Below are 21,715 nucleotides of genomic sequence, written 5' to 3'. Positions count from 1 at the left end.
GGATTTGGGCATTCGTACAGGAAGTTTCTGTAGTCATGTAATGTTGTTCTGTAATGCGTGAAACCGTTAATGCTTGAAAAACTAACTATTTGTCGAGTACAATGAGGAGAGATTGTAACCTTTGGGAGATGATAATCTATGCAGCTTAAAAAGCTTAATGATAAAAGTATTGATCAATTGTTCGAAGCTATTTTAACTCTTAAAAATTTGGAAGAGTGCTATGTATTTTTTGATGATCTGTGCACAATTAATGAAATTCAATCCCTCTCCCAACGTCTGGAGGTTGCCCGTATGCTTGGTAAAGGCAGCACATATAATCAGATTGAAGCTGAGACAGGCGCCAGTACAGCCACCATTTCACGTGTGAAACGTTGTCTGAACTATGGGAATGACGGGTATAAAATGACTCTGGAACGTTTAGGTCGCTAATGCAGATCCCTGGGATACTGGTCATCAGTCATGGCTCTAGAGAGCCATATTGGGTGGAACAGGTGGATCAGGCAGTTGCAAAGCTTCAATTGCTGGAAGAAATGCCGATAGAGGTTTCATTTTTGGAAACGGTTAAAGGAAGATTGATTCAAGATGGGATTGACCGTTTGGAAGCCTTGGGGGTAACAGATTTACTAGTTATTCCTTTGTTTGTGTCATCAGGCAGTACGCATGTAGATGAAATTAGCTATGCGCTGGGAGTCAAAGCTGCGCCAGACAAAGAAACGGATTTGGAGCCGTTTCGATTGAAGGCACGTGTGCATTTTGGTAGTCCATTGGATGATGGCGAAGATGTTGCCCGCATGGTGTGGGACAAGGTTCGCTCGTTGTCAGTCGATCCTGCGCGCGAGGTCATTTTACTCGTAGGACACGGGAGCGTGCACAACGGCTTTCTTCAGCGCTGGGAGCAAGGGATTTCCTCGTTGGCCCGTACGGTGCAAAACGTGAGTGGTATCATCACGGATTACGCTTTGTTAAATCCTGAGGGTGTGCATGACAAGGCAGCGTATTGGAATCAGGAGCGGGGTCATGATGTTATTGTGGCACCGCTGTTTTTGAGTTCGGGTTATTTTACAAGGCATATGATTCCCAAACGCTTACAGGGACTCGATTATCGTTACTCAGGAGATCCTTTATTGCCGCATCCTTTGCTTACAAGCTGGATGGACAGACAAGTTTGTGAACTGTTACAGAGTATGCAGAAACAAGCAAGGACTGACAATAGATAAGATGGTCTGAATTCGGTGATAGTGTTTCTAACCTGAAATTCCCTTATTTGGATAGTGACTGGCTTCTTTTATTGTAAAAGAGGTCTTTTTCCAGTATGATGATATTTTGTACAGACTGAATGTGATGAACTGCGATGTGAATATAAATATCATTAAATATACGGGTGGCGTAACGGAATGAAAAGAGCTAGATTAATCTATAACCCGACCTCTGGGCGTGAGGAAATGAAACGTCGCCTTGCGGATGTCTTGCAGCGCCTGGATGAAGGTGGCATTGAGGCCTCTTGCCATGCAACTACAGGAGAAGGGGACGCAACGCGTGCCGCAACAGAGGCCGTTGAGCGTGGCTATGATATGATTATTGCCGCTGGTGGCGATGGTACATTGTATGAGGTCATTAACGGGATGGCTGAAAGGGAAAACCGCCCGCCTCTGGGTGTGTTTCCTCTGGGAACGACGAATGATTTTGCCAGAGCACTGGGCATTCCCAAGCACTGGGAGGATTATTGTGACCTCGTTATTCGTCAAAATCCGAAGCCACTGGATATCGGAAAAGCCAATGACCGCTACTTTATCAACATCGCAGGCGGCGGAACTTTAACCGAGCTTACGTATGAAGTTCCAAGCAAGCTCAAAACGATGATTGGCCAATTGGCGTATTATTTTAAAGGTATGGAGAAAATGGTCAGCCTTGCTCCACAGGAGCTGATCATCAAGGCAACGGGTCAGGAAGTGATCCACGACGAATTTATGCTTTTCCTGATCGCGAATACAAATTCGGTGGGCGGGTTTGAAAAGCTTGCTCCTGGGGCGACAATAGATGATGGACTGCTCGATGTCATCGCTGTGCGCAAATGCAATTTGGCGGAAATGATCCGCTTGGTTACACTTGCGCTGCGCGGGGAGCACTTGCAGGACAAAAAAATCGTTTATTTCAGAACAGATTACATGGAAGTGACCTCACCTGGCTATGTCCAGCTTAATCTGGATGGCGAATTAGGAGGCACACTGCCAGCGACCTTCCGGAATCTTCCGCATCATTTGAATGTTTTTCGGTAAGGAAATGAACGGGAATGAATTGGTTCCCAGTTGGTTGAGCAGTGCGACATACAGAACGCAGAGTAGATAATTGTTTATGTAGGGAACATATCGGTCCTTGCCGTTCTCCGTGGGGAGTAACGGCATTTTCGAGTTGATGTTTAAACATCGTCTAGATGACGATTTGAATGATATGGCTGAATGAAGATAAGCATGAAAAGAAGAACAGAAAGAAGTGACCATCATGACGAATAACCGTAGCGGACGTGGAAAAAGCCGCCGGAATACAGCAACAACAACTCCAGTTCAAGGGAATCAGCACAAAAAGACCATGCAGGTGAAAAAAGAGAGAGAACTGGAACAGTCACGAGTTGGAGCTGGGAATAGAATGCTTCGGGCTGGAACCGAAAACAAAAATGGAAATATGGATAATTCGGATCGGGAAATGCGGGGGAATGAACGGAAATCTCGTCATTTTTCCAAAGGTGAACGGAGTAACGATAGACGGAATCAGGAAGCTTCCAATCGTAGCAGGTCTAATGCAGAGCGTAGCGATCTGCCTGTGCAAAAGAATGATGAGGCCGTGTTAGACATCATCGGCATGAACCATGACGGCGAGGGTGTAGGTCGTGTCGAGGGTTTTACACTGTTCGTTCCAGGTGCGTTACCGGGTGAAAAGGTACGGGTCAAGGTGCTGAAAACGAAAAAACAATATGGCTATGCCAAGCTGCTGGATATTGTGCAATCTAGCCCTGACCGGATTGCAGCTCCGTGCGCCATCTACGATCAATGTGGCGGTTGTCAGATCCAGCATATGAGCTATGAAGCGCAGCTCAGTTGGAAGCGACAGCATGTAGTGGATGTGCTGGAACGTATCGGGAAGCTGAGTGTGGCGGATGACGACGACACATCCGTTGATTTGCCGCATGTACAAGGTGTAGTGGTGCATCCTACGCTTGGTATGAGTGAGCCGTGGCGGTACCGCAACAAAGCCCAGGTCCCGATTGGTGTCACCGAGGGCGGGCTTGTCGGCGGCTTCTATGCACGCGGCAGCCATCGCATCGTGGATATGAACACTTGTCTCATTCAAGACGAGCGCAATGACGAAGTTGTCGCACGTGTGAAAGAGATTGGCCGAATGCTGGGCATCAGTGCATATAATGAAGAAACCGGACGTGGGCTGCTGCGCCATGTCGTTGTAAAGACTGCTTTCCGCACGGGTGAAATGATGCTGGTGCTCGTCACGAATGGACGAGATATTCCGCATGCAGATGCGTGGATCGGCAGTATCCGTGAGCATATTCCACACGTGGCAAGCATATGCCAGAACGTGAATACAAAGCGAACGAACGTTATTTTTGGCGACGAGACTCGTGTACTGTGGGGTCGTGACGTGATCTACGACTACATTGGAAACGTCCAGTTTGCGATTTCCGCGCGATCCTTTTATCAGGTGAATCCCGTACAAACGGAAGTGCTGTATAGCAAAACAGTCGAATACGCCGGACTCACAGGCAAAGAAACAGTAATTGATGCGTATTGCGGCATCGGCACGATTTCCTTGTTCCTCGCTCAGCATGCAGATCAGGTGTATGGGGTGGAGATCGTCAAAGAAGCCATTGACGATGCACGAAGTAATGCGCTATTGAACGAAATGCGTAATGTAAAGTTTGAGGTAGGCGCGTCCGAAGATGTCATTCCTGCGTGGAAAGAACAAGGCATCACCGCCGACGTTATCGTCGTCGATCCGCCTCGCAAGGGCTGCGACCCACGCCTGCTCCACACCATCCTGGAGATGAAGCCAGAGCGCGTGGTGTATGTATCCTGTAACCCAAGCACACTGGCGCGGGATTTAAGGATATTGGAGGACGGCGGGTATAAAACAGTGGAAGTACAGCCTGTGGATATGTTCCCGCATACAGTGCATGTGGAGGCCGTGGTAGTAATATATCGAGATGAGAAGCATTGATGAACGAGGGTTTAAGAGCAACTTGAATATATTCCTGCATTCCAAATAACGTTTTAGGATTGAGTGTGGGAATATATTTTATTAATTCAAAAGCATGAGAAGTCGGTGGTATAGATATACGGATTCATATTGAAAGGTATTCTTTTAGGACGCTTTATAGAGGTGGGGTCAAAATTAGTCACAAAATGAATTAGAATTGTTGAAGTGTTATCATAATAATGATAATATAACGATATGTAAAGGAGGGGATTCTATGCCACAAATTAGGCCTGTATCCGATCTGCGAAATAATTTTACTGAGATATCAAAAATTGTTCACGAGAGCCGTGAGCCAGTTTTCCTCACAAAAAACGGATATGGCGATATGGTTGTCATGAGTATTGAGCAATATGAGAATATTCAGCACGATAACGAGATTTTTATAAAGTTGAAAGAGGCAGAGCTAGAGGCAGATAGTTCGAAATTACGTTATAGCCACGCTGAGGTCTTTAATAAATTAAGAATGAAAATTAGCACTAAACAAGAGGAATAAGTCGTGTCATGAAAACCGGGGATTGCTCCCGGTTTTTAGTGATATGATGGATACAAAAGGTATTGGGAGTGTTTGACAAACCAATTTACACCATGTTAAGATATATTTTAGGTATATAAATACCTATTTTTTTTGATATTTTAATTAGGTATACCTATACCTAAAGGGGAAGGAGAGTGCTTGTGATTTATAGAGAAATTGAATTAAATAAATTAATGCAGGCATGTCTTGATGAGTTAAGGGGATTGTATACTAGTGAGCAATCTGTTCGCATTTTATTAGTCGTAGTATCCAGTTATTACCTGGATAGCTTTGAACAAAATAATTCAAAGAAATTTGAGCAGAACTGGGTGCAGCCAGTAGAAAATTCAATAGTTGATAATCTAGTCAATAAAATTAAACAATTGGAGTTCCATAATGAAGATTTAAAGGGAATATTCACGGGGCTTATTGATTCGTCCCTTCAATTTACCAGCATCTCTACTATGCGGACATTAAGAATAGTGATAGACAGATTAAGTAGTTTTCAATTTATTGATCAAAAAGAAATTGTTCAGCTTATTAATTTATTGGCATTTGAATTTAGTAAAGAGGAAGGCGCACATGAAACTCCGGATGCGATAACTAAACTGTCTTTGGGTTTAGTAGATTTTAAATATATTCAGTCATTTGCTGATTTTTGCTCGGGGATTTCTAGTGTAGCTCTTGAGATGTCTCGTCGTTTAGAAACACTAGAGGAAGCTAGCCGCATGTCATATTATGGAGAAGAGATAAATGTTTCCGCATGTTTGATATCAAAGCTATTAATGATTGTAAATAGAGTGCCAAATACAACTATCATTAATAAAGATGTTTTAGACATTGTGAGCAAAGAAGGTGAGCAGCAAACCTTTGATTTTATTTTATCAGATTCCCCATTTGGAGTTAAATGGAATAGTGAGAGCGCTCTTAATGATCCTAGATACAAGTATGGTATTCCGCCAAGGAGTTCTGCTGACTGGGCATTTTATCAGAATGTTTTATATCATCTGAATGAGAAAGGCAAGGCCATTGTAGTTGGGACAAAAGGAACATTAGTTAGAAGCACTGAGGTTAACATAAGAAAAGCAATTATTGAAGATGATTTAATCGAAGCAATTATCACGCTGCCTGAGAGTCTTTACTCTAAGACTAGTATTAGTACGGAGTTAATCATTTTTAATAAAGCTAAGCCGAAAAGTAGACTTGGAAAAATATTGTTTATAGATGCTAGTGAGCATTCATATAAGATTAATAGAAATCAACATACTATTACTGAAGATGGAATAAGTAAAATAATTGACGCTTATTGGACTGGGACAGAAGAAGAATGGTTTTGTAGATTTATTGATGTTGAAAAAATCAGACACTACAAGTACAGTCTTAATTCAAAAGAATATTTAGTTTTTGATATTCTTAAAAATTCATTTCACCAAACAGTTAAGCTTGCTGAGATTGCTGAGATTAGACGTGGTGTTCAATTGTCTAAAGAGGAATATGAAGAACTTTCTATAGCTACTACACACTATCTTCTAAATATTAAAGATATAGAGAATGGAAGAATTACTTATGATGAGGAGTCAAAAATAACTTATAAAAAGCCAGATTGGTTGGAAAAGTTTGCGATTCAACCAATGGATATTCTGATTACCTCCAAAGGCTCAACTATCAAGTTTGTCATTGTCGAAGAGCCATATAAAAAGGCATTTATTAGCGGGAATTTATCGATTATTCGAGTGGATCCTAAACGGTACAACGTATATGTTTTGTATGAATTTTTACAAAGTGAGGTGGGACGTAGAATGATTGATGGTCTACAAACTGGTACTACAATTAAACTAATTAATCCCTCTAAATTAGAGCAACTTGAAGTCCCGACATTTACTATAGAATTAATGAATGAAGTAGGTGAGAAACTCAAATATAACAAACAGGAATATGAAGAAATAATCAAAGAAACTAAAGAAAGATTTGTCATACAAAAGCAAGTACTGCTTGAAAAATTAGGAATTCATAATACGTAATCAAAATTAAAGGAGTCCTCTAATGGAAAAGAAGTATAAATTACGTTACCTCACCCTAGCACAATCAGACTTGCTAGAGATTGTTAATTATATAAGCGAACAACTTTCTGCACCACAAGCTGCAATTAATCTTGTTGATAAGTTAGATAGGGCCATTTCAAAGTTAGAACAATTTCCTTTCTCTGGACATCTCTATAAAAACAACTTTAAGCTTAAGGATGAATTTCGAATGCTTGTTGTTGAGAATTATATTGTATTCTACGTTGTTTTTGATGATATTGTAGAAATCCGACGAGTTATATATAGTAAACGCAATCATGAAAAACTACTTTGATAATAATTTTAATCAATGTTGATTGAATAGCCTCTCTTCATTGTCTATCTTTGCTACAAACTCGAATAGTCAAAGTAATAATATTAGCTTTACAATAAATTAGGTCCTTGGTATTATTCAAGGGCTTTTTCGGTTCCATATATACACATAAATATGATATTGCGTAATAAGTAAAGATCAATTATGGAATATTTGGTATAAAAAATGAATTGTAGTATTTTTTTGCCTCAGGTGTATAGACCTTTGATTTAGTTGAGATATTTCAATGAGGTGAAAACAGTTGGCAAGAATGTATTATGCAGAAGGCAGACATATTGAGAGGGCTATTTATTATAATAGATAAAAAATACAATAAGGTTAAATATATCCTTTCCATCGCCTCGACACATGTAGAAAACGTAATTTTTTAAAATTAAAAAATATCGATTGCGTTTTCGAAAAAATTCTTATAAGATACAAGTATCAACAATAAAAGTTAATTTAAGAAAGGCACGAATTTATATGAAGAGATTAGATAGTATAGTAGAGTTCGTGAGTGGTTCACCGCAATTTAGAATTATAGAAGTGTTTGATGATAAAGCACCACTTTACACCTATTATGGACAACAAGATATTGAAGATGATTTGGTTGGTATTGATTCTAATGGTAGTGACAGCAAACAAGTACGAACCTTGGATAAGGTCAGTACGTTATGTCAAGGGGATATTGTTTTTAGTTTGATATCGGGAAAATCTACTATGGTTGGTGTGAAGCATCAGGGATATCTATACACGCAAAACTACGTTAAATTAGTAACTGATGAAAAAATTGAGTCAAAATATCTTGTTTACTTACTTAATGAAGATAAATTCATTAATAAACAGTTTCAAATGGGACTACAGGGGTCTCAAGTTCTAAAATACACACTAAAACAAGTGAAAGAACTTGAGCTACCAGATCTGCCTATAATAGAAAAACAGCGCATAATCGGTGAACTCTATTTCAACCAATTGCGACTAGAAGCATTGAAAATTAGAGCGGCAAATTTGGAAACTATCATAGTATTAGAAAAGCTTAGGGGGGCAATCAATAAATGACCGAGAATCAATTTGAAACAGAATTAATTCAATACCTGACGAGTCGCACAATTGTAGAACAAGAACATCCTGAAGGAACGGGTAACTTTGATATCAAAGAATCAAGTGCTGGCTACATAGTGAAAACAAAATTATGGAAATATGAACCGCATATTAAATCTACAGAACAACTCTGGAATAATTTCAAGGCGATCCTGGAACAACACAATCAGAATACGCTTGACCATCCTTTAAGTGTTGTGGAATTTAATCAAGTTAAGAAAATTATCTCTGATATTCAGACCCCCTATGAAGCAGGGCAGTTCTTATATGGTTTAAATGGGGTTTCGCAAATCGAAATAGATTTAGATGATGGACGTCATGTGTTTCTTACTGTGTTTGATCAAAAACAAATAGGGGCTGGAGATACCGTTTATCAAGTGGTCAATCAAATCAAACGACCATCAGTGATCACAGGAAAAGGAGACTGTCGTTTTGACACAACTCTCTTGATTAATGGTTTACCAATAATTCAAATTGAAGAAAAGCGTGATACGCGTAATGTCGATGAAGCGCTCAATCAGATGCAGCAATATGCTGCAGATCATCAGTATCGTGATATTTTCTCAACCTTGCAAATTTTGGTGGCAATGACACCAAATAATGTGAAGTATATGGCGAATACGACGGCAGATAAATTTAATAAGGATTTTGCTTTTAACTGGCAACGCAAGAGTGACAATACCATTGTGCGTAACTGGAAAGAATTTGCTGATTCTATGCTTTCGATTCCAATGGCGCATCAAATGGCTACTAACTACATGATTTTGGACGGAACAAAGAACAAACAAACGTTGAAAGTGATGCGTCCGTATCAAGTGTATGCGACACAAAATGTGATCGAGGGCTTGAAACGTTCAGATTTTGAACTTGGTACCCATAAAATCGGTTATATCTGGCACACAACGGGATCTGGTAAAACGATCACAAGCTTCAAAACGGCATGGCTGGCAAGTCGTATGCCGAAAGTGGACAAGGTTGTCTTTGTTGTGGATAGAATTGCTTTAACTAAGCAAACCAATGAAAATTACAATGCCTATGATCCTGATGCGACAGAAGACACATTTGGTAGCGTTCAAAACACAGACAATACGACTGATTTGAGTCGTAAGCTTAAAAGTAAAGACAACAGCATTATTGTTACTTCGGTTCAAAAACTAGATACCTTGGTGAAACGCAAAACCTTTCAAGCTCCAGATAAGAATATCGTATTTATCGTGGACGAAGCCCATCGTTCAACTGGCGGTGACTCATTCAAGAATATCCAAAAAGCTTTTAAGAAATCTGCTTGGGTGGGCTATACGGGAACACCGATGTTTGATGAAACGACCACTGGTCTTCGAACAGAAGATATTTTTGGTCCACTATTACATGCATATACCATTCGTGAAGCGATTGCTGACCGTAATGTGTTAGGATTCAAGGTGGATTTTGAGACAACAATTGACGAAAAACAAATGAAAGAAAAATATCTTCCTGCGTTCTACCGTGAACGCTATCCCAACTGGAATGAAGAACGAATTCAAGAGAAAATCAACAATCTCTCCCAGGAAGATATGGATGATGCTGTTGAACCCAGTTTCTACGATGAAAATTCGGATCATATCAAATTAGTAGTGCAAGACATTTTCAAAAATTGGCGTAATCGTTCTAATGAAGGCAAGTATAATGCTTTGTTCACAACTCATGTGGGTGGTGGTAAAGCAAGTACGCCAATGGCAATGATGTATTTTAAGGAGTTTCAACGTGTCAACGAAGAAAATAAGAAGAATGGCGGACAAACATTAAAAGTTGCGGTGACATTTAGTCAAAACACGTCAAACAATGATAGTATGCTTGCCACAAATCAAGGTTTGCACCATGCTATGACAGCTTATAATACTGAATTTGGCACATCTTTTGGGATGGATGATGTTTCTGGCTATACCCAAGACGTGACTTCACGCTTAAATAAATCGGTCACTGATCAAAATTTCCTCGATTTGGTTATTGTGGTTGACCAATTATTGACTGGTTTTGATGCACCTGAACTTAACACGCTTTATGTGGATCGAACCTTAAAAGGCGCGGGGTTAATTCAAGCTTATTCAAGAACAAATCGTATTGCAGATATGCAAGAGAAGCCATGGGGGCGTGTGGTGAATTACCGCTGGCCTGCTCAAAATGAGAAGTTAATGAATAAAGCACTTGCTGTTTATGCGAATAAAGACTCAGCCATTCTGTCTGAAGAAGATCAACGTGAATCTAATCAGAAAGATGGTATCATTGCCAAACCATTTGAAGATGTATTTAATGAAGTGAAAGAAGTGGTGGGGAAGCTAGGTAGCTTAACGACTGAATTTCAACAGTTGCCTCCATCTGAAAAGAAAAAGGACGAGATGCTCGATCTGCTCCGTGAATATAACAGAGGGATGGCAAAATTAAAGCAATATGATTCCGATGAAGTTGATGGTGAAAAAGTTGGATTTAACTATGATGATCGAGATGAGTTAATAGAGAAGCTGGGAATGACTTCAGATCAAGAGAAAATGTTAACAACCGTTTTAACGAATGAACTAAAGTCACATATTGCTAAAGAGAAGAAAATCCCTATCTATCAAATCGAACTGCGGATGACACATGTGAAGGATATTAGAGTTGACTATGATTATCTTACTGAACTCGTGGAACGATTATTGAACGAAGTCCACGAAGGCAAAGATGAAGAAGCCAAAGAGACACAAGAAAAAATTAATCAATTTGCCAATGGGTTGGATGATCGTAACTATGCAACTAAAATTATGAATGCAGCTACTGCAATTATCAAAGGTCACTTCCCACCTGCAGGCTCTAACTTCACGTATCCCGTGAAGCTGAGTGACAGTGAACATATTATCCAGCAAGCGAACAACGTCAGCCTGGATCGAAGGTTTCTTGATTTCCGAGTGAAGTGGGGAATTACTGATATTATCACAAGTGCTCAAATGCGAGAGTTGTTTAGTCGCCATCGCTACGGCTTACAAGACTTGGATGATACGGGTCAAATCCGTGATATAATCGCTCAAGCCAGTTCTGACTATAAGACACTTGCTCATGATGAAGAAGTGCAGTCATTATCTAAAATTAAATATCGCAACGGTTTGCGCGACGCAATTTACGAACTAGCGGATGAATTGGCAGAAAGTTAATCTAGTTGAAATTGTCCAATAAGGGGTTCAGATGGGAGATTGTGATGAACCAATTACAATTTTTAATGTATGATGCCGATGAAAAAGTGGTTAGTGCAGAAATTGCACATACCACTCAACATGGAGCAATAGAAGGAAAGGCACAGACAAACGCTGTTAAATATTACAATCTGGATGCCATTATATCAGTTGGCTATCGTGTAAATTCACAAAAGGCAACAAAGTTCCATATATGGGCAACGGATGTCTTAAAAGATTACATCCAAAAAGGTTTTAAAATTGATGTTGAACGTATGAAACAAGGTGAGCATGTTTTTAGCAAGGATTACTTCAGTGAGCTGATTGAAACCGTTCGTTCCATTCGAGCAAGTGAACGACGGATATGGCAACAAATATCAGATGTATTTGCGGAAATTTCATACGACTATGACAGGAACGCAGAGATCACCAAGAAGTTTTATGCAACAGTTCAAAATAAGTTTCATTATGCCATTACAGGCAAAACGGCTGCTGAAATTGCTTATGACAGTGCCGATAAAGGCAAAGATCATATGGGGCTTACTTCTTGGAAGAATTCGCCCGAGGGTCTACGAAAAGCATTGATGAATTCTTAACATTTAAATCGCTATGAAATCTTGGATGGAAATGGGCGCATTTCACAAAGTGCAGCTAAGGAAAAGGCTATTCACGAGTATAAAGAATTCAACAAGCATCAAAAAATAGTTTCTGGTTTTGATAGAGTCATTAAGACCATACAGGGAGAGCAGAAATGAACGAAAACAAAGAAAATACACCTAGAATAAGATTTCATGGATTCACTGATGCTTGGGAACAGCGTGAGTTGGGGGAGGTTATAGACAATCAGTATAATGGTCAAACCCCTTCCAGAGCGAATTCTAGTTTTTGGAATGGAGATATTAATTGGCTTTCTAGTGGTGAGTTAAACAGAGGTGTTGTTTCTAAAACAATCGAAAAAATTACAGAGAACGGAAGGAAAAATGCTAATCTAAAAATTGTTCCAAAGGGTACATTTGTGATGGCAATAACCGGTTTAGAAGCAGCTGGAACTCGGGGTAACTGTGCAAAATTAGGAATAGACACTACTTTAAACCAATCATGTATGGCACTGTATCCTAACGAAAAATTACTTAATTCATCGTTCTTGTTTCAATGGTATCGAAAAGTAGGCGAAGAATACGGATTACAATACACACAAGGAACAAAGCAACAAAGCTACAACGCTGAATTAATAAAAAAACTTCCGATTATTTTACCTTCTGTAAGTGAACAAAAACTAATTGCCGACTTTTTTGACACCCTAGACCACCTCATCACCCTTCATCAGCGTAAATTAAATAACGTGAAAAATTTGAAGGCTGGGTTGCTTCAAAAAATGTTTCCGAAAAATGGTGAAGATTTTCCCGAAATTCGTTTCCCTGGATTCACTGACGCTTGGGAACAGCGTAAGGTATCGGAAATCACTATACACCACAACTCTGGAGTCTATATCAAGAAAGAAAATTATGGCGAAGGAACGAACATAATTGGTGTCGGTAATATGTACGACAGCGACATTATTGACGGAAAAATTTATCGTTTGGCTCCCGTAAAGGACGACAAGTTTATTCTTAATGAAAATGACTTGATTTATGGAGAGTCTTCTCTTGTTCCAGAGGGGATTGCTCGTGTGATGTGCGTCGATGAAAATGGCTCTGGGACTGCGTTTGCGTGGCATACTCGTAGATTCAAAATTGATAACGAAGTGGCGAATTCTCACTTTATAACTTTGCTGCTCAACTACAACAAATCCGTTCGCCAGTACCTCATGAATGTATCAACTCAAACCGCTTTGACGGGAATAACAACGGAGGGCTTTTTTGGGGCAATGATTATGTTTCCAAACATTATTGAACAAAAAAGAATTTCTAATTTTTTCAAACAACTTGACAACCTCATCACCCTTCATCAGCATAAGTTGGAACACTTGCAAGAACAGAAGAAAGCACTACTACAACAAATGTTTATCTAGGAGGAAAATAACAATATGAGCAATAATCTGCAAACTATTACAACAAAACTATGGGCGATGGCAAATGAGCTTCGTGGAAGCATGGATGCTGCAGAATATAAGAACTACATTTTAGCCTTTATGTTTTACCGTTATCTGTCAGAACATCAAGAACAGTATTTAGTTAAAAATAATGTTATTGATGTTGCCGTTGGTGAATCAATTAATAAAGCTTATTTAGAACAAGCAATTGGTGACGATTTGAATGACTACCTAGAAGATATTTCTTCAAGTTTAGGTTATGCCATTGCACCGCTTGATACTTGGGAATCTTTAGTTCATAAGATTGATAATAGCATGGTGATTCCAAGTGATTATCAGACTATTTTTGATAACTTCAATCGAAACGCTGAATTAAATAGAGAAGCTGCGAAAGATTTTCGTGGCGTATTTAACGATATTAATCTTGGGGATTCACGTCTAGGTTCTTCTACAAATGAACGTGCGAAATCACTTAACCGAATTGTAAAGCTTGTTCATGGCATTGAATACAAGGGTGAAGATAACAAGGATATTCTTGGTGCAATCTATGAATACCTCATCGGTCAATTTGCAGCAAGTGCAGGTAAAAAAGGTGGAGAATTCTACACTCCTCACGAAGTTTCTAAAGTTTTGGCTAAAATCGTAACCGATGGTGTAGAAGAGTCGGAACATACTTTCTCGCTGTATGACCCGACTTGTGGATCTGGGTCATTGCTGTTAACGGTTCAAGGTGAGCTGCCTGGTGGAAATAAACCCGGGGCGATTAAATTTTTTGGTCAAGAAAAGAATACGACAACATACAACTTGGCTCGTATGAACCTGATGATGCATGGTGTTTCATTTAATAATATGACTCTGTCTAATGCTGACACACTTGAAAGCGATTGGCCTGATGGACCAGATGCCCAAGGAACTGACCATCCACGCTCATTTGATGCCGTGGTTGCGAACCCTCCTTATTCTGCTCATTGGGACAATAGCGAAACGAAACTCAAAGATCCACGTTTTAGGGAATATGGTAAACTCGCTCCTAGAACTAAGGCGGATTATGCATTCATTTTACACAGCTTGTATCATCTGAATGATACTGGAACAATGGCGATTGTATTACCGCATGGTGTCTTGTTCCGTGGTGCAGCAGAAGGTGCGATTCGCCAAACGATCATTGAGAAAAACTATCTTGATACAGTTATAGGATTACCTGCCAACTTGTTTTACGGCGTATCCATCCCAACTACGATTTTAGTATTCAAGAAAAATCGTAAAACAAAAGACATCTTGTTTATCGATGCAAGCAATGAATTTGAAAAAGGTAAAAATCAAAACAAACTTACTGATAAAAACATCAATAAGATTATCGAAACGTACCGAAATCGTGTAGATGTTGATAAATATGCTCACGTGGCATCACTTGAAGAAATCAAAGAAAATGAGTTTAACTTAAATATTCCTCGCTACGTGGATACGTTTGAAGAAGAGCAAGTCATTGACCTTGCCGAAGTGAGTAAGCTTTTAGAGCAAGATAAACAAGAAATCGCTGAACTTGAAGCTAAAATCAATGAACAGCTGAAAATTTTGGGTATTCATGTGTAGAAATTGACGAAAAGGGTCAAGGATATTATTCCTCGGCTCTTTTTTTAAGCCATTCGCTTGGGAACGGCGTAAGCTGGGAGAAGTTATACCGTGCAGTATTTCTATGAACTGCGGCGCTCTTCCTTTTTTTGCGAGTTTTTTGGGGAGTATGCTCCTCAATTGAGTGTGATATACTCATTTAGATGTCTATGCTTAACATATACTGCCGTTTGAACTACGTTGCTTAAATATGTTATATGTGAAGAAGAAGCAAGGACATGAACAGGTTAGATTTACCATTTTGGGACCAAAGATTTGTCCTGGTATTTATAGAGGAGTTTTTGATATGACGAATAATTTTTGGCGTGATTTGCCACGACCTTTTTTTATACTGGCACCGATGGAAGATGTGACGGATGTTGTGTTTCGCCATGTCGTAAGTGAAGCAGCCAGACCGGATGTGTTTTTTACGGAGTTTGCGAATACAGAGAGTTATTGTCACCCGGAGGGGAACAAAAGTGTACGCGGGCGTTTGACTTTTACAGAGGATGAACAGCCCATGGTGGCCCATATCTGGGGAGATAAGCCGGAATATTTCCGTGAAATGAGCATCGGTATGGCGAAAGAAGGCTTCAAAGGCATCGATATTAATATGGGTTGTCCCGTAGCGAATGTAGCCCAGAATGGGAAGGGAAGCGGTCTGATCTGCCGTCCCGAAATCGCAGCGGATATCATTCAGGCCACCAAAGCCGGGGGACTGCCCGTGAGTGTAAAAACAAGGCTCGGTTTCACTACCGTGGACGAATGGCGCGACTGGTTGACCCATATTTTGAAACAAGACATTGTGAATTTGTCCATTCATCTGCGGACAAGAGAGGAAATGAGCAAAGTAGACGCCCACTGGGAACTGATTCCGGAGATTAAGAAACTTCGTGATGAGGTGGCACCAGATACACTGCTGACCATTAACGGAGATATTCCGGACCGTCAGACCGGCTTGAAGCTCGCTGAGCAATATGGAGTGGATGGTATTATGATTGGGCGTGGTATTTTCCAGAATCCATTTGCGTTTGAGAAGGAGCGGAAGGAACATAGCAGTGAAGAATTGCTTGAACTGCTGCGGCTTCATTTAGATCTCCATGATCAATATTCAGCGCAGGAGCCACGTTCGTTCAGCCCTCTCGCCCGCTTCTTCAAAATATATGTCCGTGGATTCCGGGGGGCAAGTGAACTCAGAAACAGCTTAATGAACGCCAAATCAACAAGTGAAGTGCGTACATTGCTTGATGAGTTTGGAAGCAAGGATCATGATGAGGTAGAGGAACGTGGAAATTAAATTCCCAAGTTGGGGACGGGCTGTTAGTAGGCATTGAAAACAAAGGAGGATATATGTCCTGGAGTAAATTGAAGCAACAACTGGAGAGCTTCCTCTCTCCTGCGTTAGACGGAAGGGTCGAATACCGAGCTACCAGTTACCGTTATTTACCTGATAAATCTGGAATTTGTTATATAACTGTAGATAAGAAGAACATACTCAATATGAGTGATATAACTAACCCAATCAGATGGTATCAGACGGAGCAGGAAATCAAGAATGATCCCAATATCCAAGTTCCTATCAGCAATGAAGAAATTGAAGCGGTCAGAAAAGACACTAATGGGAACGTTCCGGAGGATCGTCTACAAGTAATTGCAAGAGGTAGAAAAATATCAGAACATGCAAAGGAGCTTTTATCAGTACAGGCCTCATTAAGCAAGTCTAATTTTAATGTTGTAGCTAATAAATTTTTAACTACTTCTATAGAAGACAGCTTGGAGAGTAATGATATCTTATTGAATATTCTAGCTTTAGTGGACAGACGAGTAGGAAAAAAGCGAATTTTAAACATGACCGAGAAGATGAAGTTAAAGCATCCGATTGTTCAGTATTTTTATGAGTTACGGCATAGTACGTTATGAAAATAAATAACTTTTATTGATGGAGGCCCATCGTGTCAGGGTTGTTCTCACTGAAGATATGAATATAGGATGTGAAAGAAATTTGGGAAAGGTTGAGTGGAGAACGGGGCAAACCGGCTTCTACCATGACTTTTCCCTGTTTTTTTGTCTCGGCTATATTCTAGAATTCCCAGCTTGGTAGCATAAGTCTATCTATACAGGTGCGGCCATACAACGGAATTATTACCTATCGTAAATGTCAAAGTTTCTGTTATCTTCCTCCGGTTTGACAAATCAAAACCACCGAACTACACTAAAAATGAATGAATTATTCATTATTGAATGAGGGTGCTCATCATACAGGCCAAAAAAGATGAAGTGAAAAAGGAAATTGAATCAGCCGCTTTAAAGGTGTTTTTTCGAAAAGGCTTTGTAGATGCCAAAATGAGCGATATTGCGGATGAGATCCAAATTTCTGTCGGGAATATTTATACTTATTTTAAGAATAAAAAGGAGTTATTTTATTCGGTTGTTCCGCCATCTTTAGTGGATTATTTGAAGAATGTGTTAGTGGAAAGCATTCATATCGATAACCAGACTTTTTTTGGAGAAACCCATAACGAAAAAAAATCGGCGATTGTTCAGGAGCAAATCAACCTATTAACTCAATACAGCATGCAGATTGTCATTATTTTTGAAAAAAGTAAAGGGACAATCTACAGCAATGCAAAAAAAGAACTAATTGATCTGATGATCGAAACCAAGAAGCCCTATTTGAAAAATACGTATAAAAGATATGAAATCGAAACTGATGAAAATATGATTTTGCTCAGTATCATTGCCAATAGTGTTATCAATATGATTTTGGATTTGTTAAAGAGGGATATGAGCGCTGATCGCCGGAAACGGATTTTTGAGGCGCTTAACCTGTACAGACTGCATGGACTAGAAGGCTTGAATGAATAATGTCTACACGTAGGGAAATATTCTCGGGACAGTCTATCATTTTTTTGACATCAAGATAGTCCCTATTTTTTTTGTTTCAAAAATGAATGGGTAATTCATTATTAAACACCATGAGCGCAACAGGAGGGAGAAACAATGGGGACAGGTTATGCACTTAAGAACTGCAATGTGATTTATGGAGATACGAAAAAAGACGTTGAAAAAATGATGACGATTTTAATTCATGAAGACGGGCTGATTCAGGAGATCGGGAAGGCAAACAATTTGGCTATTCCCAGCCATTATCAAACGATTGATTTATCGGGGAAATATGTGATGCCTGGTCTCATCAACGCGCACGTCCATCTATTCGCAGATGGAAAGCCGTTTACGCTGTCTGTAAGCGAAGGGCTGTTGAATTTTGCATTCCATCATATTTTGGATACGAGACTAGGGCGAAGTGTGTTAAAAAAACGGGTGAAGAAAAATGCTCTGACGGCACTACATTCCGGTGTAACCACGATGCGCAGCGTCGGTGAATTTTTTTACACTGATGCACAGCTCCGAAATGAAATTAATGCAAACCAGTTTGTCGGTCCCAACCTCTTGGCGTCCGGGTATTTCCTGAGCGTAACGGGCGGTCATGGGGCACCTTATTTGGCTTTGACTGGCGATTCGCCATGGGAAGCGAGAAGAAATGTAAGAATTAATGTGAAAAACGGAGTAGACCTAATTAAAATATGCGTGACTGGCGGGATTACCGATGCCACCATGGTCGGCGAAGCGGGCCGCTTGCAAATGACGGAGGAAGAAGTAGCCGCCGTCTGCGAGGAAGCTCATAAAAACGGTATGCGTGTAGCAGCCCATGTGGAAAGTACCGAAGGCGTAAGAATCGCGCTAAAGGGCGGGGTGGATACCATTGAACATGGTGCGGAGATGGATGAGGAGATCATAAGACTGTACCAAAACAATCCTAGAGCATTAAAGGGCTATACCGCCTTAATTCCTACTTTGCAGGCTGGGTATCCCATTGCAAAATTGGACACAAGCCTAACGAAGGTGAATGAAACGGTTAAGGGAAATTCGCGGCTTGTGTACGACTCCATGCTAAAGGGGCTGCGTCAGGCTGTAGAACATGAGATCAAAATTGGGATTGGAACGGATGCCGCAATGTCTTACGTCACTCACTATGATATGTGGCGGGAACTAGACCACCATATGAGACAAACGAAACTGAATGCGGGTCAGGTCATCGAACGGGCAACAAAGTCTAATGCGGAAATCCTAGGCATTGATCACCTTACAGGGAGCATTGATATCGGAAAACAGGCGGATTTAATCGTGCTGGAGCACAATCCTTTGGACAACATAAAAGCTTTGTCAAATGTAGCTATGGTTATGGTGAGGGGCAATCTTATACCAACACCATCAGTGACCCGAATTCAGGAAGTGGACGAGCTGCTTGATTTAGTTTGGCAAAATTAAACCCATCCTGTAAACTCCAGTATAGACGCTTTCGCTGATTGTGCTTCGGATTGCGCCCCTTTACGCCATTCTTTGGGGGCTCTCCGATAAGCCTGGAGAAGCATCGGTTGAAGCTGGAAATGGAGCGATAACCGACTTGCTCGGAGATCGAAAGAATGGAGTCTTCTGTGCTTTTTAACTGCTTGCAGGCTTCTTCGATTCGGGTGCTGTTTAGGAAATCGAGAGGCGACGTTCCCATAATCTCATGAAATTTTCTGCGGAAATGGGTTGTGCTTAAATGGCACAGATCAGCCAAAAAATCTATGGTAACGGGCTTCATGTAATGTTTAGTGATGTACTCCAAAGCCGGAGAAATGACAAATTCGCTTTTCAAGCTATGCTCTGTTTCTTGATTAGCCATTGGTTCATTCCTGGAATGAATTCTAAGGAGCTCTATATAAAGGGATAGCAATAAGCCGTAGGCGCTTTCTTGGTAGTAAGGGTTCTGTTGTTGTAATTCCTCTACGACCGAAGTCGCAAGTGTATACACCTTGGGATGCTGCTCCTTGTTTAATATACAGTTCGTTCCCTTCATCACCCACAAATTGGGCTCAAAGTTTCTGTAAGCGCTTTTAAAAGAATGTTGGAAAAGGTCCTCTGGCGAAAAAAAGATATAAGACCAAAGGCTGGCTGTATTTGGCGAACTATACGTGGTGTGAGGAAGATACCTGGGAATGAAAGTTACATCCCCGGCTTTGAAGGGGACAGTTTCTCCTTTGATCTCCATGAAACCGCCATCCGAATAGCAAATACCAATCTCCAAATGGTTATGAAAATGGAGATGCTCGCTTTTAATATCTGAAATCTTCCAACGTTCACCGCTTAACAGCAAGATCGGGAAGTTTATGGGCAAGCTGTAATGTCGGTATTCTATAATGGGCTTCTTTTTTCTGGGCATATTCGATACTCCCATAACTTGGATTTGAGTGGATTATAGATCAACCTTACAACAGGTTCAGCCAGCAGGTATACATCAGGATTTTGCAAAATTCGATTCCAATCGCTGCAAGGTGCAATATATAGACGAACTAGACCATGTCGATCTATATATTGTTTATTGGAAGTCGCTTATTGGATTTTTGCAAAATTCTCACATAAATGATTGAAATTGCGCAGTTTTGTTGCGAATGTGCTTAGATTGAGACTATTTTACTGCGTACAATGGAATAAGTAAAGCGTTTCCAAAACAGTGACGAACCGCTCTCAAGCGCCTTTGGGGGCGTGTGCACTAAGAGAGGGGAATAACAATGCTTCAATTAACTTATGACAAGGAAGAGATACTAAGAGTTATTGATAAAGTCGTCAGAAAAACGATGGCGATGGATTTAACATGGGATTGGCCCTGCGGTGTGGCTTATTATGGTGTATCCAGAGCCTATACCCAAACAGGAAATAAAGATTATTTAAATATGCTTGTCCAGTGGGCAGATGAATACATCGAGCTTGGTCTGCCGCACTGGACGGTAAACACATGTGCCATGGGTCATATGCTGATCACATTGTATGAAGAAACAGGGGACCAGAAATATTGGGATATTGTGATGAGCAAGGTGGATTACATCCAAAATAATGCTCTCCGGTTCGGAGATCGTGTTCTGCAGCATACGGTATCCACTGCTAATGACTTTCCAGAACAGGCATGGGCAGATACGTTGTTTATGGCGGCATTTTTTCTGCTTCGAGTAGGAACCAAATTAAAGGACGAGAAAATGATCCAGGATGCCTTAAATCAATATTACTGGCATATCAAATACCTGCAAGACCCTAGCAGTGGTCTCTGGTACCATGGCTACAACAATGTCAAACAGGATCATATGTCCGGATTTTTCTGGGGAAGAGCGAATGCTTGGGGAGCATATACCATGTCGCAAGTCAAAATTCATTTGAAAGACTGGTATTTGTATCCGCCGTGTATGGACGTGGAATGTTCCCTTCGGGATCAACTGGCGGCACTGAAAGGTGTCCAAACAGAGAACGGCTTATGGCGGACGGTACTGGATGACGAGGAGTCCTATGAAGAAGTATCTGCATCTTGCGGTATTGCGGCGGCCATGATCAATAACGGCAATCCGCTGCATACCAAATACGTGCAAAAGGCATTGGAGGGCATCTTGAACCATATTAGCGAAGACGGACGGGTACTGGGTGTATCGGGCGGCACAGCGGTTATGAAAGATCGGGAAGGGTATCGCAATATTCCTAAAGACTGGATTCAGGGCTGGGGACAAGGCTTGGCGTTGGCTTTTCTATCCGATATGTTGAATTAGGAGG

Annotated in this window: 18 protein-coding genes; 17 read left to right on the top strand and 1 reads right to left on the bottom strand. The window is 40.6% G+C overall.

Features of this window, described 5'->3' with window-relative positions:
- Positions 1 to 138 precede the first annotated feature (138 nt).
- From G7035_RS04210 to G7035_RS04135, 16 genes are all read left to right on the top strand, one after another.
- Positions 139 to 429, top strand: coding sequence for a YerC/YecD family TrpR-related protein (locus tag G7035_RS04210; protein WP_007428885.1), 291 nt, complete (start codon positions 139 to 141; stop codon positions 427 to 429).
- The gene (locus tag G7035_RS04205; protein WP_019686191.1) at positions 429 to 1,217 is read left to right on the top strand and encodes a sirohydrochlorin chelatase; all 789 of its coding nucleotides are present in this window, start codon (positions 429 to 431) and stop codon (positions 1,215 to 1,217) included. The genes G7035_RS04210 and G7035_RS04205 overlap by 1 nt, the downstream gene beginning before the upstream one ends.
- A gap of 177 nt (positions 1,218 to 1,394) precedes the next feature.
- A complete protein-coding gene (locus tag G7035_RS04200) occupies positions 1,395 to 2,276 on the top strand; it encodes a diacylglycerol kinase (RefSeq protein WP_019686192.1) in 882 nt (293 codons plus the stop codon).
- A gap of 223 nt (positions 2,277 to 2,499) precedes the next feature.
- Complete coding sequence (gene rlmD / locus G7035_RS04195; RefSeq protein ID WP_019686193.1) at positions 2,500 to 4,224, top strand: 23S rRNA (uracil(1939)-C(5))-methyltransferase RlmD; 1,725 nt, start codon at positions 2,500 to 2,502, stop codon at positions 4,222 to 4,224.
- Between the two features lie 253 nt (positions 4,225 to 4,477).
- A complete protein-coding gene (locus tag G7035_RS04190) occupies positions 4,478 to 4,756 on the top strand; it encodes a type II toxin-antitoxin system Phd/YefM family antitoxin (RefSeq protein ID WP_019686194.1) in 279 nt (92 codons plus the stop codon).
- A gap of 182 nt (positions 4,757 to 4,938) precedes the next feature.
- Positions 4,939 to 6,798 (top strand): N-6 DNA methylase, encoded by a 1,860-nt coding sequence (locus G7035_RS04185; protein ID WP_019686195.1) that lies wholly within the window; start codon positions 4,939 to 4,941, stop codon positions 6,796 to 6,798.
- A 22-nt stretch (positions 6,799 to 6,820) separates the two neighbouring features.
- Positions 6,821 to 7,132 (top strand): type II toxin-antitoxin system RelE/ParE family toxin, encoded by a 312-nt coding sequence (locus G7035_RS04180; RefSeq protein ID WP_019686196.1) that lies wholly within the window; start codon positions 6,821 to 6,823, stop codon positions 7,130 to 7,132.
- Positions 7,133 to 7,633: 501 nt separating this feature from the next.
- On the top strand, positions 7,634 to 8,209 hold the full coding sequence (locus tag G7035_RS04175) for a restriction endonuclease subunit S domain-containing protein (RefSeq protein ID WP_019686197.1): 576 nt from the start codon (positions 7,634 to 7,636) through the stop codon (positions 8,207 to 8,209).
- On the top strand, positions 8,206 to 11,415 hold the full coding sequence (locus tag G7035_RS04170; protein ID WP_019686198.1) for a type I restriction endonuclease subunit R: 3,210 nt from the start codon (positions 8,206 to 8,208) through the stop codon (positions 11,413 to 11,415). Before G7035_RS04175 ends, G7035_RS04170 begins: the two co-directional genes overlap by 4 nt.
- A 44-nt stretch (positions 11,416 to 11,459) precedes the next feature.
- Complete coding sequence (gene rhuM / locus G7035_RS04165; RefSeq protein WP_019686199.1) at positions 11,460 to 12,029, top strand: RhuM family protein; 570 nt, start codon at positions 11,460 to 11,462, stop codon at positions 12,027 to 12,029.
- Between the two features lie 155 nt (positions 12,030 to 12,184).
- On the top strand, positions 12,185 to 13,444 hold the full coding sequence (locus tag G7035_RS04160) for a restriction endonuclease subunit S (RefSeq protein ID WP_019686200.1): 1,260 nt from the start codon (positions 12,185 to 12,187) through the stop codon (positions 13,442 to 13,444).
- A gap of 15 nt (positions 13,445 to 13,459) precedes the next feature.
- On the top strand, positions 13,460 to 15,058 hold the full coding sequence (locus G7035_RS04155; RefSeq protein ID WP_019686201.1) for a type I restriction-modification system subunit M: 1,599 nt from the start codon (positions 13,460 to 13,462) through the stop codon (positions 15,056 to 15,058).
- Between the two features lie 325 nt (positions 15,059 to 15,383).
- Entirely contained in the window at positions 15,384 to 16,373 is a 990-nt protein-coding gene (locus G7035_RS04150; protein ID WP_019686202.1) for a tRNA dihydrouridine synthase, read from the top strand.
- A 53-nt stretch (positions 16,374 to 16,426) separates the two neighbouring features.
- Positions 16,427 to 16,996, top strand: a complete 570-nt coding sequence (locus G7035_RS04145) for an SF0329 family protein (RefSeq protein ID WP_019686203.1) — start codon at positions 16,427 to 16,429, stop codon at positions 16,994 to 16,996.
- 321 nt (positions 16,997 to 17,317) lie between these two features.
- The gene (locus tag G7035_RS04140) at positions 17,318 to 17,941 is read left to right on the top strand and encodes a TetR/AcrR family transcriptional regulator (RefSeq protein WP_080561128.1); all 624 of its coding nucleotides are present in this window, start codon (positions 17,318 to 17,320) and stop codon (positions 17,939 to 17,941) included.
- 135 nt (positions 17,942 to 18,076) lie between these two features.
- Positions 18,077 to 19,405 carry a metal-dependent hydrolase family protein gene (locus G7035_RS04135; protein WP_019686205.1) on the top strand — a complete coding sequence of 443 codons (1,329 nt, stop codon included), beginning with the start codon at positions 18,077 to 18,079 and terminating at the stop codon, positions 19,403 to 19,405.
- On the opposite strand, the gene G7035_RS04130 is transcribed toward G7035_RS04135, so the two are convergent.
- The gene (locus tag G7035_RS04130; RefSeq protein ID WP_230877402.1) at positions 19,335 to 20,342 is read right to left on the bottom strand and encodes a helix-turn-helix domain-containing protein; all 1,008 of its coding nucleotides are present in this window, start codon (positions 20,340 to 20,342) and stop codon (positions 19,335 to 19,337) included. The genes G7035_RS04135 and G7035_RS04130 overlap by 71 nt on opposite strands.
- A gap of 349 nt (positions 20,343 to 20,691) precedes the next feature.
- Here G7035_RS04130 and G7035_RS04125 point away from each other — a divergent pair, with 349 nt between their 5' ends.
- Positions 20,692 to 21,711: a glycoside hydrolase family 88/105 protein gene (locus G7035_RS04125; protein WP_019686207.1), complete on the top strand. Its 1,020-nt coding sequence runs from the start codon at positions 20,692 to 20,694 to the stop codon at positions 21,709 to 21,711.
- The last annotated feature ends 4 nt before the right edge of the window (positions 21,712 to 21,715 follow it).

It is taken from the genome of Paenibacillus polymyxa, assembly GCF_015710975.1.
GTDB classification, from domain to species: domain Bacteria; phylum Bacillota; class Bacilli; order Paenibacillales; family Paenibacillaceae; genus Paenibacillus; species Paenibacillus polymyxa.
Note: the sequence above shows the minus strand (reverse complement) of the source record. Positions and strands in the feature narration are given on the sequence as shown.

What these genes read in the sequence shown, in the direction of transcription:
- G7035_RS04210 (WP_007428885.1), top strand. Translation starts at nt 139, where the DNA reads ATGCAGCTTAAAAAGCTTAATGATAAAAGTATTGATCAATTGTTCGAA.
- G7035_RS04205 (WP_019686191.1), top strand. Translation starts at nt 429, where the DNA reads ATGCAGATCCCTGGGATACTGGTCATCAGTCATGGCTCTAGAGAGCCA.
- G7035_RS04200 (WP_019686192.1), top strand. Translation starts at nt 1,395, where the DNA reads ATGAAAAGAGCTAGATTAATCTATAACCCGACCTCTGGGCGTGAGGAA.
- rlmD (WP_019686193.1), top strand. Translation starts at nt 2,500, where the DNA reads ATGACGAATAACCGTAGCGGACGTGGAAAAAGCCGCCGGAATACAGCA.
- G7035_RS04190 (WP_019686194.1), top strand. Translation starts at nt 4,478, where the DNA reads ATGCCACAAATTAGGCCTGTATCCGATCTGCGAAATAATTTTACTGAG.
- G7035_RS04180 (WP_019686196.1), top strand. Translation starts at nt 6,821, where the DNA reads ATGGAAAAGAAGTATAAATTACGTTACCTCACCCTAGCACAATCAGAC.
- G7035_RS04175 (WP_019686197.1), top strand. Translation starts at nt 7,634, where the DNA reads ATGAAGAGATTAGATAGTATAGTAGAGTTCGTGAGTGGTTCACCGCAA.
- G7035_RS04170 (WP_019686198.1), top strand. Translation starts at nt 8,206, where the DNA reads ATGACCGAGAATCAATTTGAAACAGAATTAATTCAATACCTGACGAGT.
- rhuM (WP_019686199.1), top strand. Translation starts at nt 11,460, where the DNA reads ATGAACCAATTACAATTTTTAATGTATGATGCCGATGAAAAAGTGGTT.
- G7035_RS04160 (WP_019686200.1), top strand. Translation starts at nt 12,185, where the DNA reads ATGAACGAAAACAAAGAAAATACACCTAGAATAAGATTTCATGGATTC.
- G7035_RS04155 (WP_019686201.1), top strand. Translation starts at nt 13,460, where the DNA reads ATGAGCAATAATCTGCAAACTATTACAACAAAACTATGGGCGATGGCA.
- G7035_RS04150 (WP_019686202.1), top strand. Translation starts at nt 15,384, where the DNA reads ATGACGAATAATTTTTGGCGTGATTTGCCACGACCTTTTTTTATACTG.
- G7035_RS04145 (WP_019686203.1), top strand. Translation starts at nt 16,427, where the DNA reads ATGTCCTGGAGTAAATTGAAGCAACAACTGGAGAGCTTCCTCTCTCCT.
- G7035_RS04140 (WP_080561128.1), top strand. Translation starts at nt 17,318, where the DNA reads ATGAGGGTGCTCATCATACAGGCCAAAAAAGATGAAGTGAAAAAGGAA.
- G7035_RS04135 (WP_019686205.1), top strand. Translation starts at nt 18,077, where the DNA reads ATGGGGACAGGTTATGCACTTAAGAACTGCAATGTGATTTATGGAGAT.
- G7035_RS04130 (WP_230877402.1), bottom strand. Translation starts at nt 20,342, where the DNA reads ATGCCCAGAAAAAAGAAGCCCATTATAGAATACCGACATTACAGCTTG.
- G7035_RS04125 (WP_019686207.1), top strand. Translation starts at nt 20,692, where the DNA reads ATGCTTCAATTAACTTATGACAAGGAAGAGATACTAAGAGTTATTGAT.